We start from the raw sequence: 14432 nt of genomic DNA, 5'->3' as shown, positions 1-14432 counted from the left end.
GTTTTATTTATAATATCGTTAGGATCCCAATTAAACATTGTACATGCTGTTATCGAAGCAAACGCTCGTTCGTTATCACGCGCAACTTCTATTTAATTTGCAAAACTCATCAGTTCCTGCTTAACTTTAGCACCCGTTTGCGGGTTATTGAATAAAATTCAATATACGGTCGTAAATGTAAATTTTTTATTTTTAAAACCGATTCTTCTTTTAACAATTTATAATACTTTCTAATCATTTTTACATGAACAGAAAATTACGAATGGGAATGGTAGGTGGCGGAAAAGACGCCTTCATCGGTGCCATTCACCGCATTGCAGCCAATATGGATGGTCTCATAGAACTCGCTGCAGGAGCGCTTAGCATCAATCCCGACATTGCAGTGGAGTCCGGAAAAGCTTTATTCCTGCCCGAAGATCGTACCTACCTCAATTATGAGGACATGATCAAAAAAGAAAGCCAGCTGCCTGCCGACAAACGCATTGATTTCATTACCATTGTTACGCCCAACTTCGCACACTTTGCACCTGCTATGATGGCGCTCGATCATGGCTTTCACGTAGTCATCGAAAAGCCCATCACCTTTACACTCGATGAAGCGAAACAACTAAAAAAGAAAGTAGACGAAACAGGTCTCATACTCGCCCTCACGCATACCTATTCCGGCTACCCGCTTGTAAAACAGGCGCGCGCCATGGTGCAGGAGGGTGTTTTCGGTAAGGTCCGGAAAATATGGGTGGAATATCCCCAGGGCTGGTTAAGCAAACTCAGCGAACGCGAAGGCAATGCCCAGGCCGCCTGGAGAACAGATCCCAAAAAATCAGGCAAGAGTGGTTGCATGGGCGATATCGGCACCCATGCTGCTCACCTCGCAGAATACATCTCCGGCTTGAAGATCACGCACCTCTGCGCCGACCTCAACGTCATGGTGCCGGGTCGTGCATTGGATGATGATGGCAATGTACTCCTGAAATTCGACAATGGCGCTGCCGGTGTGCTCATGGCTTCCCAGGTAGCAGCAGGAGAAGAAAATGCTCTTAAGATCCGCATCTATGGTGAAAAAGGAGGAATAGAATGGGCGCAACATGAACCCAATACCCTGCTGGTAAAATGGTTGGATCAGCCTACTCAGATACTGCGCGCTGGCGGTAACTACGCCGACCGGCTCTCCAGCTTTGCCACACACAACTGCCGCACGCCGGGTGGTCACCCCGAAGGGTATCTCGAAGCATTCGGCAACATCTACCGCAACTTTGCACTCACCTTATCTGCCCGCATCGATGGTAAAGAAGCTACCAAAGAAATGCTCGACTTCCCCCGTGTGGAAGAAGGTATCCGCGGCATGGCATTCATTGATAACGTCGTAGAAAGCAGCGCTTCTACCACTAAATGGACTGAATTTAAAGTATAATTGCTAAGCTATATGAAGACAATCAAAGGACCTGGTATCTTCCTCGCCCAGTTCATGGGCGATAAACCGCCTTTCAATTCGCTCAAATCCATTTGCCAGTGGGCAAAAGGACTGGGTTTCATCGGCGTGCAGATCCCTACCTGGGACAGCCGCTGCATTGACCTGCAAAAAGTGGCCGAAAGCAAAACCTTTGCCGATGAATACAAAGGGACCATTGAAGAAACCGGCATGCAGATCACTGAACTGTCTACGCACCTGCAGGGACAGCTCATAGCTGTGCACCCTGCTTATGATACCTTGTTTGATGGCTTTGCACCCGAAGCAGTGCGCAACAATCCCAAAGCAAGGACCGAATGGGCCGTGCAGCAACTGAAATGGGCTGCCAAAGCCTCACAGAACCTGGGACTCAATGCACATGCCACCTTCAGCGGTGCACTCCTGTGGCCTACAGTTTACCCTTGGCCACAACGTCCGGCCGGACTCGTGGAAACAGGGTTCAAAGAGCTGGCCAACCGCTGGCTGCCGATCCTCAATCATTTTGATACTTGCGGGGTTGACCTCTGCTATGAAATACATCCCGGCGAGGACCTCCACGATGGTATCTCCTATGAAATGTTCCTGGAGCATACCAACAACCATGCAAGGGCCTGCCTGCTCTACGATCCTTCACACTTTGTATTACAATGCCTCGATTACCTCGAATACATTGATAACTACCACGAACGCATTCGCATGTTCCATGTAAAAGATGCCGAATTCAATCCCACTGGCAAACAGGGGGTATATGGTGGCTACCAGTCCTGGATCAACCGGGCAGGACGTTTCCGTTCCCTGGGTGATGGACAGGTAGACTTCAAATCCATTTTCAGCAAGCTCACTGCCTATGATTATGCCGGCTGGGCTGTCATGGAATGGGAATGCTGTATCAAACATCCGGAGGATGGTGCTGCCGAAGGGGCGCCCTTCATCAAGGACCACATCATCCGGGTAACAGAAAAAGCATTTGATGACTTTGCGGGTACCGGCAGCGATGAAAAATTTAATCGCTCAGTATTGGGTTTGTAAAGTAAATTGCGCCCGCTTGCGTCATCTAATCGTCATAATTCTAAATTTAGTTGCATAATGAAAAAGCTGATCATTGCTTTTTTGATCTCCGGCACCATCGCAGCCTGCGGCGGAGAAGAAAAAAAGCCTGCTGAAGAAAAAAAGGAAGAGAAAAAAGATGCCTTGGCTGTTGAAAACCAAAAAGGTCTTGAGCTCATTGGTGCCAGTGACTGTACTACCTGTCACAGGATCAATGAAAAAAACATCGGCCCTGCTTATATAGATGTAGCTGCTAAATATGAAGCCACACAAGCCAACATTGATACGCTGGTAAATAAGGTCATCAATGGCGGACAAGGTGTTTGGGGCACTGTTGCCATGACACCGCATCCTACAATCAGTAAAGAAGACGCTACAGAGATGGTGAAATACATCCTCTCGCTGAAGAAATAGAAATAACAGAACACCAGGCCAATACATTTTCACAGGTTTTGCCGTATGCCAGTGCCCTCACCCGCATACCGCAAAACCTGTCTCTTTACCTACCTTATGCTGGCGCGACTTGTCCCGCTCCGCGGAGCCTGTCCCGTTTTACGGGAAAGTATGCAGCCCAGCTCTGCGCCCGGCGTACTTGTGCCAATGCAGCAAATTCTTAACAAACACTCCCATTATTTTAATCCGCAATTCGTAATTTTCCCGTACTTTCAATCCAAATTTTTTCCAATGCTCAAACGGTTTTGCTTACTGCTCGCCATATCCGGCGCTATCGCCTGCAGCTCCTCTAAAAATACCACCGGCACCCCAGCCCTCAACACCCTCTCTAAAGCAGAGAAAAAAGACGGCTGGCAACAGCTCTTTGATGGTACCTCTAAAAATGGCTGGCATATCTATAACAACCGTACCGATGGTTCGGCCTGGAAAGTGGAAGAAGGCGCCCTCTACTATGATCCGGCTGCCCGTGGCCCCAAAGGAGAAGGCTCCGGTGAACTCATCACGACCGACTCTTTTGAGAACTTTCACCTCAAATTGGAATGGAAGCTTACGGAAGGCGGCAATAGCGGCATCATCTTCCTGGCCCGCGAAGACGCCAAATACCGTTACGCATACATTACCGGCCCCGAAATGCAGATCATAGACAACGACAAGCACCCGGATGCCAAAAACATCAAGCACCGCGCCGGCGACCTCTATGATTTTATAACTGCAAAACCCGAAAACGTAAAGCCCATTGGCGAATGGAACCAGGTGGAGATCGTGCTCAACAAAGGCAAACTCGACCTCTACCAGAATGGGGTCAATGTTGTATCCACTACCATGTGGGATGCTAACTGGGAAGCCATGAAGGCGCAGAGCAAATTCAAGAACACGCCCGACTTTGGCGCCTTCCGTAAAGGCCACATTGTTCTACAGGATCACGGCAACAAAGTTTTCTTCCGCAACATAAAAATCAAGACCCTCTAAGAGGTCCCCCAAAGCATAAAAAAGAGCGGCTGTTCCCGTACCAGGAGCAGCCGCTCTTTTTTGTCAATAACTGCTATTTTGGCACAAGGCTGAAAAAGTAGCCCCCAAAATCTATCGATCAGATAGGGCAAGCGGCGGGATAAAGGCAGCTTACAATATAGATACTATCCAGATACTGTATCTAAAAGCTAAACGAAAGCTAAACTTAAGCTAAACCAAAGCTAAGCGGACCACTTTTTTGAGTTGATGTTAGGGGAGTTGTTGCTCCTGGACTCGGAGACAGAGGGAAGAAACGCAATTGGTATAATAGACCAATTTTCATGCTTAAATATACTGACAAAATATCAGTTTAACTTCATTTACCCATTAAAAATTATCCGCAATCATGTATCTTCAGCACACAAAAAAATCACATTTATGCGATTCCTGCCTGTTGCATTTCTCCTGGCATTGATTTTTAGTGCCTGCCAGTCAAACGAACAATCAGCCTCAACCGACGCTACTAAAAAAGATACTATGGCGGCATCTCCCACCACGCCCCCTGAAAACAATAGCTTAACCGTAACCGAACAGGCCAATGGCTGGCAGTTACTCTTTGACGGTACTTCCAAAAGCAACTGGCATGTCTTTAAAAATACGTCCGACGGCTCCGCCTGGAAAGCGGTGGATGGTGCGCTTCACCTCGATCCCGCACAGAAAAAGGATGATAAAACAGTGGGTGGTGGCGACCTGGTGACGAATGAGGAATACAGCAACTTCCACCTGAAGCTTGAGTGGAAAGTAGACTCTGCCGGCAATAGTGGGATCATGTTCTACGTGAAAGAAGACCCGAAAATCGAAAGGACCTTCCATACCGGCCCCGAAATGCAGGTGCTGGACAATGCTGCCCATCCCGATGCAAAGATCAACAAGCACCGCGCCGGCGATCTTTATGACCTCATCAGCAGCTCACCGGAAATAGCAAGGCCTGCCGGCCAATGGAATGAAGCAGAGATCATCGCCCAGGACAGTACCCTTACATTTTACCTCAATGGCAGCAAAGTAGTGACCACCAAAATGTGGGATGACAACTGGCGCAAAATGATCGCACGCAGTAAATTCAAAGAATGGCCCACCTTTGGCGCCTTTACAGCAGGCCGCATCGCTCTCCAGGACCACGGCGATCCCGTCTGGTACCGCAACATCAAAATCAGAAGACTGAAATAAACAAAAACGGTGGGTCGCCTTTCAAAGGCGGCTCACCGTTTTTGTTTTGCTCTGCGACGGCTTGTTGCCTCTTACACCTTCGGCAACTTATACCCATTCTGATACTCCTTCACCAGGTAACTCTTATTCACCTTCCCATCTGTAAACTCACCCTTCGCCTTATCCCAGCTCAGCTTCTGTCCGGTGCGGAAGGCAATATTACCCATTTGCGCCACCGTAGCTACATGCGAGCCTGCCTGGATAGAGCAGTGCAGGTCTTCCATCTTGCGCGACTTCACCACGGCCAGGAAATTCTCAAAATGTTTATTTAAGCCATTATCGGAAGATTTCACCAGTGGTTTGGATACCTTATTCTTGCTTTGCTTTTCTTCGATCACTTCCCATCCGCCACGGTCCAGTACCAGCGTACCATTATTACCAATAAAAGCAATGCCGTGATTACGGCCATAAGAACCGTTATCAATACCCATCGCTGAATCCCATACCAGGTTAAAGCCGTCAAACTCATACAAAGTAGTCAGTGTATCAGGCGTCTCCTGGTACAGGTCAGGGTAGGCAAACTTACCGCCCAATGCAGCAATCGTTTTGGGCGTTTCGGCCTTCATACCCAGTAATGCATAATCCAGCAAATGCACGCCCCAGTCGGTCATCAGGCCGCCTGCATAATCCCAGAACCAACGGAAATGAAAATGAAAGCGGCTGGCATTAAAAGGTCTTTTGGGAGCAGGTCCCAGCCAGGCGGCATAATCTACGCCGGCCGGTGGTTCACTGTCGGGGCGTACAGGCTCGGGGCGCATCCATCCCTGGTAGCACCAAACCTTCGTGGTGCGGATATTACCAAGCTGACCGCTATGTACAAAATCAACAGCATCCCGGAAATGTTGCTGGCTGCGTTGCCATTGACCGGCCTGCACCACCTTATTATAGCGCTGCTGGGCGGCAACCATCGTTCTGCATTCCACAATAGAATTGCCTACCGGCTTTTCTACATACACATCCTTACCGGCTTCACAGGCATGTATCATCTGCAGGGCATGCCAGTGGTCGGGTGTGCCGATAATCACCACATCAATGTCTTTTTGTTCCAGCAGCTTACGGTAATCGGTATATACGCTCACCTTGGAAGCATCCACATTCATCTTGGCCAGATCTGCCTTGCGTTTGTCCAGTACGTTCTTGTCTACATCACAGATCGCTACCAGGTTTACGCCCGGCACCTTTAAGGCGGCATTCACATTGGCCCAGCCCATGCCATTAATACCAATGGCGCCTATATTAACCTGGTCGGCTGGTGAAATACGATGGCGGAAAATGGAAAACGTCCGGTTGTCAAAAGAAGATAATACAGTGGCCCCCGTAACCAGGGCGGCTGTTTGCTGCAGAAACTTTCTGCGATGGCTCATAATCGTTGGTTTTTATAAAAAAAGGGAGGTTTACTTCAGTACATTACCATTCAAATAAGCAATGCTCTTCGCAATGCTGTCAAACGGTGAACCGGGGCATACGTCCTGCTCCACAAAAAAATACTTCATGCCGCTCAGCTTCGCTTGCTTGAAAATAGACTTAAAATCAATCACACCACTGCCCACTTCTGTAAAGAATTGCTTGGGTGTATTATCCATATCCTTCACATGCCACATACAAATGCGGCCGGGGTGTTGTGCAAACAACTTTACCGGGTCATGCCCTGCCTTCACCGCCCAATACAGGTCCAGTTCAAAATACACCAGCTTGGGATCTGTATCCTTGGTAAGGATATCAAAACCCGACTGGCCATCCAGGGCAGCAAACTCAAAATCATGATTGTGATAGGCCACCTTCATCTTGCCGGCCTGGGCAATCTCGCCGGCCTTATTCAGGCCTGCGGCAATCTTCTTATAATTATCAGCGCTATTGCGGTACGATTCTTCCAGCCAGGGGATAGTAATAAACTCCTGGCCAAGCGCTTTGGCGTCTTCTACAGCTCTTTTCCACTCATCTTCCCAGCCATCTTTCAGGAAAAAGCTGCCGGGATAAGTGTGGCCGCTCGGTGAGCTAAGGCCATTATTTTTTAAAACAGCGGATAATTCAGTGGGAGAGAGGTTGAACCACTTGCGGTTGCCATAACCAAATGTTTCTACCTGCTTATAGCCCAGTTGAGCTACCTTTTCAAGGGTGCCCCTGGCATCTTTGGCAATCTCATTACGGAGCGTGTACAATTGTACGCCAACAGGTTTCTTCTTCTTAAAGAGGTCTTCTTTATCCAGGAAAAAGCCGGCAGCAAGCAGAGAGGATTGTTTGATAAAATCGCGACGGGTAGCAGGCATCATATAAAAATTAAGATGCTCAAATTACTAAAAAATAACACGTCGCCGGGAAAGCAATACTTTTTTAACTTACTCCCCTTCTTCCATTTGGTTCAGCAAATTCTTCAGCTTATTAATATGCCTGCCATATAACCGGTTCACATACCAGATATTTAAAAAATAACTCCCTATGGCCAGCGCCACACCGCAAACAGTAAACAATACAAAATAATCCTGGCCGGTAACATGCGTAAACATAGGAGGCATCTTATCATCAGTAGCGCGGGGAGGTGTCTTGAAGAAAACGATAAGACCTGCTACAAAATAGGCGGCAGGGGTAAGCACCGTGCCGGAAACAAAATAAAAACGTACATATTTCTCCAGGGTATGCAGCCGCTTCTCCAGGTTCAGTTTCACCTCACTATCCACCAACTGCATTTCCTTCAGTAACTTATTCTTGCGGAAATAATACACTACAAAGGAAGTACCGATAATGCCCAGCAAAATAGCGATCTCCCAGTACTGTCCATGCCAGGCCGTGATATAATACCACATCGTAACCGAATACAACACAATAATCACAGCCAGCTCCCATCCCAGGTTACGCTTGATCTTGGCAATCGGGTTTTGGGATCGTTTCCGTAAAATAGCTGCAATCTCTTCTTCATGCCTGTGCACAACAGCATCTCCCGCTGCTTTATGGGCAGGATAAAAGTCCTTCTCATCCAGGTCCTTCCATATCTCTTTCAGGTTATCCAAATCCATGTTCTACAACTTTAGTGAGTTTACGTAATTTTTCCTTGATCCGGTTCATCTTTACCCGCAGGTTGTTTTGGTTAATACCCAATATATCTTCCATCTCTTCATAACTCTTGTCCTCCAGGTACAGCATCACAATACCCCGTTCAATTTCAGGAAGCTGATGAATGGCTCTGTACAACTGTTGTAATTTTTCTTCTTTGTCTTTATTATACTGAATATCCTGTATCTCGGTTGGTAACTGGTCGGGTTCTACACTTTGAATATGCTTCTTCTGTTTACGGAGGTCAGAAATAGCGGTATTCAATGCAATGCGGTATAGCCAGGTGCCAAACTTGGAATCGCCCCGGAATCGTGGATAGGCTTTCCACAACTGGATTACGATTTCCTGGAAAAGGTCCTGTTTATCATACTCTGATGAACAATACAGGTTACATACCTTGTACAACATGCCCCGATGTTGGTTGACCAACACAATAAATTCATTTTGATCAGGCCTGGACTGCAAACTTGGGTGGTTTTAGCGAAAAGATACTAATTGGTCGGCGAATGTCGGAAAATATTACACAGGGAAATCCTGTAATTAATCTAAACATTACTAATGCGCTAAAAATCCTAATCATTTAACTTGCACAACTTTACAGCAACTTTTGGAAGCACCCAGAAAAATCCTTACCGTCTTACCGCCTTCCCGGCAAAAAACACATATATGAAGAAATTCTATCACTTGGGAAATTGCACCACCTGCCAGGCCATCATTAAAGAAACCGGTGTAGATAAAGCAGGGTTTATTATGCAAGACATTAAAACAGAATCTATTACGCCTGCCCAGCTTGATGAAATGAAGAAAATGGCCGGCAGCTATGAAGCGCTCTTCAGCAGGCGCGCCCTCAAATACAAAGAATTAGGATTGAAAGACAAATCCCTCACCGAGAAAGATTACCGCCACTTCATCCTCGATGAATACACCTTTCTCAAACGCCCCGTAGCCATCCTCAACAACAAAATATTTATAGGGAATGATAAAAAGACCGTCCAGGCCCTCAAAGAAGCGATCAGCTAAGCCGCCGCGCGCCCTGGTTCGTGCCCTCTGCCTTGGTTCGTGTCGCGCCGCCTTGGTTCGTGTCCTCACGAACCAACCCTTAGTGTCCCCACGAACCAACGCTCACCTTCCCTTCACCACGCCCCTGATCAACCCCTCCATGTCAATCACCGTCACCTGCACCGGCCCCTTTCGGCCGGCATAATCGCCGGCTGAGCTGTACATATAATCCTCCGGCAGATAAACAATCCGGTCGCGCACCGGGTTTTCATGAATATAATTCAGGTATTGTCTCACCTTCGCTGGCTGTTTAAAATCCAGGAATTCCGGGTTACTGCAGCTTTGCCACACCTGGTACTTTTCAATCTTCTTCAGGGTCTGGCTGCTATGCTCAAAGCGCCCCAGCATCCATTCCCGCCGGAGTTCAGGTTCCATATCAATCGCTTCCAGGATGCGGGTGGCGGTAACACGCTTAAAATCGCGCTCGATCATAGATAGTCCCGTGCCATCCTTGGCTTGTAGTAAAAGGTGCAGGTGGTTCGTCATCAGGCACCAGGCAAATACCGTTAATCCCCGTAGCGTAATAAACTCATTCAGGGTATTGGCAATAAGCTGCTTATACCTGGGCTTGATAAACACATCCACCCAGTCCACCGTATTAAAAGTAAGATAGTGGCATGCATGCTGGTTGGTTACACTGTTCTTTTCATCCTGCTTCATAGTGGGCTCGGTTTAATAAACAATGAAATCCCTGATAACCAGTTAGAATAGTAACCTTAAAATTACAAATACCATTTCGTTTTACCCCGGTTTGTGGAATAGAAAGCAAATACTTAACCTTTGTTAAACGCTTTGGGGCTCTAATTCAACACTTTTCGCAATTCACATATTTGTGCGATTGACCCGCCTTCCATAATCCGGTACGTTTGCAAATAATTTTAACAACCAACCAGGGAAATCGTTAACCTGATAACAACTTTTTAGCCATGAAACAAATAAGTGTATTGGTGCTGGCCATCGTATTAATGGCCGCTACTGTGACCAACGTTTTTGACGACCTCAGCTTTACAGAAGACGATGCGAAAGAAAATGTCATTGCTTCATTTGGTGGTGGGTTCATCTCCTCTTCCTATGAAGTAATCAAAAAAGCCAAAGGCTTGCCGGTGGATCTGAAAGTAGCAGGCACCCGCCAGTTAATTCGCTTTGCCAAAGACTATTCGAAGACATCCGAGTTCCAGAAAAAATATACCAAATGGAGGAATGAGCGGCTTGGCTACAAGAAAAAGAAACTGGGTATTCCCAATCCCATGAAAATGATTGATAATGCCATCGATAAGCAGCTCAACAAAGCCGACGATGAAAAAAGATTCCCGTCCAATGCCAATGAGCTCATCAAACAACGCCTGCAGGAATTTCTCAGCACATCCGCTAGCGTTGATTTCAATGCGCAGCTCAATGGCAGCATGTTTGCCAATCCTGAATACGAAGCCAAAAGCGGCCAATGGAAAATGTGTTTCCGCGCCGGCAAAGCAGTCGTAGAAGCCGCCCGCGAAGAAGCCCAGGCCTGGCTCAAAGAATTAGAATAACGCTCTGCGAGGGCTTGCAGTCTCGCAGTCCTATTTCATTGCTTTCAGCAATGCTTAAATGGAATTCCCCGCAGTGTCTCCCGTAGGGGACACTGCGGCTTCCCAAATTTGCATAAAAAAGGTGCGCCGCTTCAAAAGCGGCGCACCTTTTTTATTAAGCTATCGAAGCAAACGTCCACTCGCCATTTACCACTCGCCTCTTCATCGACAAACATCCTTCGTCGACAATCTCCCCACCCTTTCAGTTATCTGTCATACCAGCAAGCCCGTTAATCCACTTTACATATTCCACGCAATAGCAACGGGTAACTTTGTCTCCGTAACAGCATCATTAAAAAGTATAAGTATTTAGCCATGAAAAAATGCATCAACCTCATTGCCATTTCCTGCCTGTTATTGCTGCATACAGCCACTGCACAGGACGACCAGGAATCAACCGCCCCTGCCACCCCGCGCTGGGTATCTGAAAAAGGATACTGGATCGTAGAGTCCAATGTAAACACGCCCAAACAATACACCGTGCGTTTTTATAACAATGACCACGTAGTGGTGTACACGGAGAAAATACAGGGCGTAGTGCTTCGCCTCAACAGGAGAAAAGTAAAAATGAATTTAAAACGGGTATTGGAAACGGCCATACTCGCCTGGGAAAAACAACCCCGGGCAAAAGAAAACCAGGGATGGGTGGCCAGTGCCCTTCATCAGTAAAGAAAATGATGACAAAATCTCATATATGCATGTTATCATTACCCCTTCCCGTTCTCCGGAAGGGGTCTTCTATTTTACTGGCGGCCAACACTGCCGACTGCCGCTCACTGTGCCACATCAAAGATCTTGATGGTACGCTTCAACTTGGGTCCGGGCTCAAAACGGTAGGCGGCATTCAACCGCACATTGCCGGTCTGAATGGCATACTCTCCTTGTTTCCCTTTGGTTTGCACCGTACTGTTAACCCACATAATACTAAAAGTAGAACGGTCGCTGTTATAGCCAATGCCGATACGCGTAAGCAGATCCGGACTTACTGATAACCGGCTTTCCTTAATACCATCACGCCATTGCTTCTGAAAGCTCAGCGGAAGGCTCATCGTAAGACTGCCCGTCGCAAAAAAATGTTGCTCCAGCACAGCGGTATAAGCATAGCCCACACCAGGGCCAATATCAAAATAACGGATCCTCGTCACACCTGCCTGCTTATAATTGTCTGCTACTGCGCTGGGCACCAGGGCGCTGTCGCCCTTCGTTTGACCATAATAAAACTCACCGCCGATCAGCAACGTACCAGCCGATCTCTTCTGCCATTCATTCTGCAGCATCGCGCTCCGCAGGGAAAACTTCTTCCAGTTATAAATATAATAGCCGGCCGCGCCAAAATGCCGCATCCGGATATCCGGCCGCAAATACCACTGATCTTCCTGCTGTGGCGCCATCTTTTTGGGGTATCCATAAAACCCCTTGTAAAACTGGCCAAACAGATCAATGCTCATCTTGCGCGTGTAAATATGTGATTGCAGGTCGAGATAGCGGGTCTTCCCTTTTGTTTCGTCTGCCCGGTTAAGGAAATCAAAGCCATACGCCAGGTTCAGGGTAAACCAGCCATACGTGGCGCCTACGCCAAAATTGAGGGTCGTATTAGGACGGTATTGCAGGTCCCGCACCCTTTCCGATCCGCGGATGCGGAGTGAGGTATACTTCTGGGAGAAATACAGCCTCGAAGTAATAAGATCAGTATAAGATTCATAATAATCCCGGTCAAACTTATTGGAACTGTCCGTCTGGGCAAAACCCTTCAGGGAGAAGAAAAAGCATACAAACACGATAAATGCTACCTGTTCAGCCTTCCGGGGAGATCCTGCTGCAAAGTGGCTTGCGGGTTGTTCCATATCTTGCAATATATGCAATAATACTGCCTATCCCTTTACCAGGTATTCAACAAACAGGGGCCTGTTCGTTCCTTCTTCTGTAGTAATAATAATAGTAGATTCATGGTAACAACTGTTGAAATCCTGTAGTTGTTGTTTATTAGGTCTGGCGCCATCTGGCAGGCCTTTCGTACCATTGGCCAGCAGGCTGCCTTTGTCAAGTCGTATTATCCGGCTTCTCGTTTTTTCCTGCAACCTTTTATACAAGTCTTCTGCCGGCATCTTCCACCCCTTCTTGCCCTGGCGTTTAGCTACCGCTTCATCCACCGGGATCATGGCCACCAGCTCCTCGCTCGTCATCAGTTCCAGGCCATGTTTGCGTGCCGTGGCATTATGGCTCGCGTGGTGTCCCACCTTATAAAATACCGTACGCTCCAGTAATGTGGCAGCAGTAACAACTTCTTTCTTACCCTTCTTTACTACCTGCCATTGTAAGCGGGGCGCAGGATTGTTAGGGCTTGTCTGCTCAGTCCAGCTAAGCCAGTTGCCGATCTGCGCATCGGCCGGGAACAACAATACCTTTTCACTGTCCTCCAGTTCAATCGCAATCACCAGGCTCGTATTATTAGTATAGGAGTCCAGGTTGAGCGCCAGGGCGCCGGCATTGTGCAGCCAGTCGGTTTCAATGCTGCGCCAGTTATGCTTCTTATCATAATAAAGGTTCCACACATTATCGGCATCCGCCAACTGCTCTTTGGTGACCTCTTCTTTATGCCACCGGTAGCGTTTGTGAAAGGGCGATAAAGCTTCATTGCTGGCTGCATCCTCCCCATCGGCCAGTGCCATAAAAAAATTATCCGAAAGGCCCATCTCCGTCAGGTACATCTCCACATGCTCGGCGTCTTCCATTATCCGCAGCTTGTCATACTCCTTGGGAGGCCCCAGGAAATAAAAATTAATCCCGGGCAATCCCGTTGTTCGAACGTCGGCCAGTTCGCCCGGATTCCAGAAGTTAATATCCGGACTGCCCGTTTCCCGGCTGCGGCTGATAAAATAATCCATTGCCTCCTTCATCGTCAGTCCCAACTCACCGTTATTCGCTGCCAGGCCGGCCACATCCTGCTCATTGATATCAAAAAACTCAAGGATCTGCTGCAGGGCGGTAGCATAGCGTTGCTGGGCCGCATAATAATCCGAACCCCGGTACTCCTTCTTCATCATAGTGCGGTGCTCGGTCTGCCCTATCGAAGTATTATACAACTGTAAAGCCTTGGCCAGTGCCTTCTTCTTCTTCTCTTGTTTCTTCTTCAGTTGGATCGCCAGCTCATCGCCATTCCGGCCGGTATTTTCGGTCCAGGCCAGCCACACATTCTCTACTTCAATTTGATTCCATAGTAACTTATCCTCTTTATCACGCAGGTTAAATCCCGAAATATGGTCCTTATGTTGGTGGGTTTGTACCACCAGATTTAGCTTACCACCACATTCCTCCTTAATATTTTCAATAGCCTGCTTCAGGCGGTTGCTGTCACCGGTAAGCATGCCGCAGTCAATCAGCATCCGGTACACCGGTTCTTCACCGCTCATAAAACTAAGCAGGAAGCAATCGCCAAAACCATGGCAATACATGCGCACACGCACGCCATCTACCTTACCGGCCGGGGCAACCTTCTTTGCCGGCGACGATTTTTTAGCAGCTTTCTTCTTCACTGCTGTAGCGGCTACCTTTTTAGGCGCCGCCCGCTTCACCGTTTTTTTTACAGTAGCCATAAGCTC

General features: G+C 47.7%; 15 protein-coding genes. 8 read left to right on the top strand and 7 right to left on the bottom strand.

What is annotated here, in order from left to right; translation table 11 throughout:
- The first annotated feature begins 244 nt into the window (after positions 1-244).
- The 5 genes from HB364_RS04865 (at position 245) to HB364_RS04845 (ending at position 5122) form a co-directional block, all read left to right on the top strand.
- Positions 245-1411, top strand: a complete 1167-nt coding sequence (locus tag HB364_RS04865; RefSeq protein ID WP_167286751.1) for a Gfo/Idh/MocA family protein — start codon at positions 245-247, stop codon at positions 1409-1411.
- 12 nt (positions 1412-1423) lie between these two features.
- Complete coding sequence (locus tag HB364_RS04860; RefSeq protein ID WP_167286750.1) at positions 1424-2476, top strand: sugar phosphate isomerase/epimerase family protein; 1053 nt, start codon at positions 1424-1426, stop codon at positions 2474-2476.
- Positions 2477-2533: 57 nt separating this feature from the next.
- On the top strand, positions 2534-2908 hold the full coding sequence (locus HB364_RS04855; RefSeq protein WP_167286749.1) for a c-type cytochrome: 375 nt from the start codon (positions 2534-2536) through the stop codon (positions 2906-2908).
- Between the two features lie 270 nt (positions 2909-3178).
- Complete coding sequence (locus tag HB364_RS04850) at positions 3179-3916, top strand: 3-keto-disaccharide hydrolase (protein WP_167286748.1); 738 nt, start codon at positions 3179-3181, stop codon at positions 3914-3916.
- Positions 3917-4333: 417 nt separating this feature from the next.
- The gene (locus HB364_RS04845) at positions 4334-5122 is read left to right on the top strand and encodes a 3-keto-disaccharide hydrolase (RefSeq protein ID WP_167286747.1); all 789 of its coding nucleotides are present in this window, start codon (positions 4334-4336) and stop codon (positions 5120-5122) included.
- A 71-nt stretch (positions 5123-5193) separates the two neighbouring features.
- Here HB364_RS04845 and HB364_RS04840 read toward each other — a convergent pair whose 3' ends face one another.
- From HB364_RS04840 to HB364_RS04825, 4 genes are all read right to left on the bottom strand, one after another.
- Positions 5194-6525, bottom strand: coding sequence for a Gfo/Idh/MocA family protein (locus HB364_RS04840; RefSeq protein WP_167286746.1), 1332 nt, complete (start codon positions 6523-6525; stop codon positions 5194-5196).
- 30 nt (positions 6526-6555) lie between these two features.
- Positions 6556-7428, bottom strand: a complete 873-nt coding sequence (locus HB364_RS04835) for a sugar phosphate isomerase/epimerase family protein (RefSeq protein WP_167286745.1) — start codon at positions 7426-7428, stop codon at positions 6556-6558.
- Positions 7429-7497: 69 nt separating this feature from the next.
- Entirely contained in the window at positions 7498-8172 is a 675-nt protein-coding gene (locus HB364_RS04830) for a hypothetical protein (protein ID WP_167286744.1), read from the bottom strand.
- Positions 8159-8641 (bottom strand): RNA polymerase sigma factor, encoded by a 483-nt coding sequence (locus tag HB364_RS04825; protein ID WP_317170690.1) that lies wholly within the window; start codon positions 8639-8641, stop codon positions 8159-8161. Before HB364_RS04825 ends, HB364_RS04830 begins: the two co-directional genes overlap by 14 nt.
- 234 nt (positions 8642-8875) lie before the next feature.
- Between HB364_RS04825 and HB364_RS04820 the strand changes: the two genes are divergently transcribed.
- Positions 8876-9229 (top strand): arsenate reductase family protein, encoded by a 354-nt coding sequence (locus tag HB364_RS04820; RefSeq protein ID WP_167286742.1) that lies wholly within the window; start codon positions 8876-8878, stop codon positions 9227-9229.
- Positions 9230-9331: 102 nt separating this feature from the next.
- On the opposite strand, the gene HB364_RS04815 is transcribed toward HB364_RS04820, so the two are convergent.
- Positions 9332-9928, bottom strand: coding sequence for a transposase (locus HB364_RS04815; RefSeq protein WP_167286741.1), 597 nt, complete (start codon positions 9926-9928; stop codon positions 9332-9334).
- Positions 9929-10194: 266 nt separating this feature from the next.
- Here HB364_RS04815 and HB364_RS04810 point away from each other — a divergent pair, with 266 nt between their 5' ends.
- Both HB364_RS04810 and HB364_RS04805 read left to right on the top strand, forming a co-directional pair.
- On the top strand, positions 10195-10794 hold the full coding sequence (locus HB364_RS04810; protein ID WP_167286740.1) for a hypothetical protein: 600 nt from the start codon (positions 10195-10197) through the stop codon (positions 10792-10794).
- A 354-nt stretch (positions 10795-11148) separates the two neighbouring features.
- The gene (locus HB364_RS04805) at positions 11149-11502 is read left to right on the top strand and encodes a hypothetical protein (protein WP_167286739.1); all 354 of its coding nucleotides are present in this window, start codon (positions 11149-11151) and stop codon (positions 11500-11502) included.
- Between the two features lie 104 nt (positions 11503-11606).
- Here the strand turns inward: HB364_RS04805 and HB364_RS04800 are convergent, their stop codons facing one another.
- Together HB364_RS04800 and HB364_RS04795 are read right to left on the bottom strand one after the other, a co-directional pair.
- Entirely contained in the window at positions 11607-12677 is a 1071-nt protein-coding gene (locus HB364_RS04800) for a DUF4421 domain-containing protein (RefSeq protein WP_167286738.1), read from the bottom strand.
- A gap of 27 nt (positions 12678-12704) precedes the next feature.
- Positions 12705-14426, bottom strand: a complete 1722-nt coding sequence (locus tag HB364_RS04795; RefSeq protein ID WP_167285853.1) for a ComEC/Rec2 family competence protein — start codon at positions 14424-14426, stop codon at positions 12705-12707.
- Positions 14427-14432: the final 6 nt, after the last annotated feature.

Source organism: Paraflavitalea devenefica, assembly GCF_011759375.1.
GTDB lineage: Bacteria > Bacteroidota > Bacteroidia > Chitinophagales > Chitinophagaceae > Paraflavitalea > Paraflavitalea devenefica.
The sequence above is the reverse complement of the archived record's forward strand: the minus strand, read 5'-3'. Positions and strand labels throughout refer to the sequence as shown.

What these genes read in the sequence shown, in the direction of transcription:
- HB364_RS04865 (WP_167286751.1), top strand. Translation starts at nt 245, where the DNA reads ATGAACAGAAAATTACGAATGGGAATGGTAGGTGGCGGAAAAGACGCC.
- HB364_RS04860 (WP_167286750.1), top strand. Translation starts at nt 1,424, where the DNA reads ATGAAGACAATCAAAGGACCTGGTATCTTCCTCGCCCAGTTCATGGGC.
- HB364_RS04855 (WP_167286749.1), top strand. Translation starts at nt 2,534, where the DNA reads ATGAAAAAGCTGATCATTGCTTTTTTGATCTCCGGCACCATCGCAGCC.
- HB364_RS04850 (WP_167286748.1), top strand. Translation starts at nt 3,179, where the DNA reads ATGCTCAAACGGTTTTGCTTACTGCTCGCCATATCCGGCGCTATCGCC.
- HB364_RS04845 (WP_167286747.1), top strand. Translation starts at nt 4,334, where the DNA reads ATGCGATTCCTGCCTGTTGCATTTCTCCTGGCATTGATTTTTAGTGCC.
- HB364_RS04840 (WP_167286746.1), bottom strand. Translation starts at nt 6,525, where the DNA reads ATGAGCCATCGCAGAAAGTTTCTGCAGCAAACAGCCGCCCTGGTTACG.
- HB364_RS04835 (WP_167286745.1), bottom strand. Translation starts at nt 7,428, where the DNA reads ATGCCTGCTACCCGTCGCGATTTTATCAAACAATCCTCTCTGCTTGCT.
- HB364_RS04830 (WP_167286744.1), bottom strand. Translation starts at nt 8,172, where the DNA reads ATGGATTTGGATAACCTGAAAGAGATATGGAAGGACCTGGATGAGAAG.
- HB364_RS04820 (WP_167286742.1), top strand. Translation starts at nt 8,876, where the DNA reads ATGAAGAAATTCTATCACTTGGGAAATTGCACCACCTGCCAGGCCATC.
- HB364_RS04815 (WP_167286741.1), bottom strand. Translation starts at nt 9,928, where the DNA reads ATGAAGCAGGATGAAAAGAACAGTGTAACCAACCAGCATGCATGCCAC.
- HB364_RS04810 (WP_167286740.1), top strand. Translation starts at nt 10,195, where the DNA reads ATGAAACAAATAAGTGTATTGGTGCTGGCCATCGTATTAATGGCCGCT.
- HB364_RS04805 (WP_167286739.1), top strand. Translation starts at nt 11,149, where the DNA reads ATGAAAAAATGCATCAACCTCATTGCCATTTCCTGCCTGTTATTGCTG.
- HB364_RS04800 (WP_167286738.1), bottom strand. Translation starts at nt 12,677, where the DNA reads ATGGAACAACCCGCAAGCCACTTTGCAGCAGGATCTCCCCGGAAGGCT.
- HB364_RS04795 (WP_167285853.1), bottom strand. Translation starts at nt 14,426, where the DNA reads ATGGCTACTGTAAAAAAAACGGTGAAGCGGGCGGCGCCTAAAAAGGTA.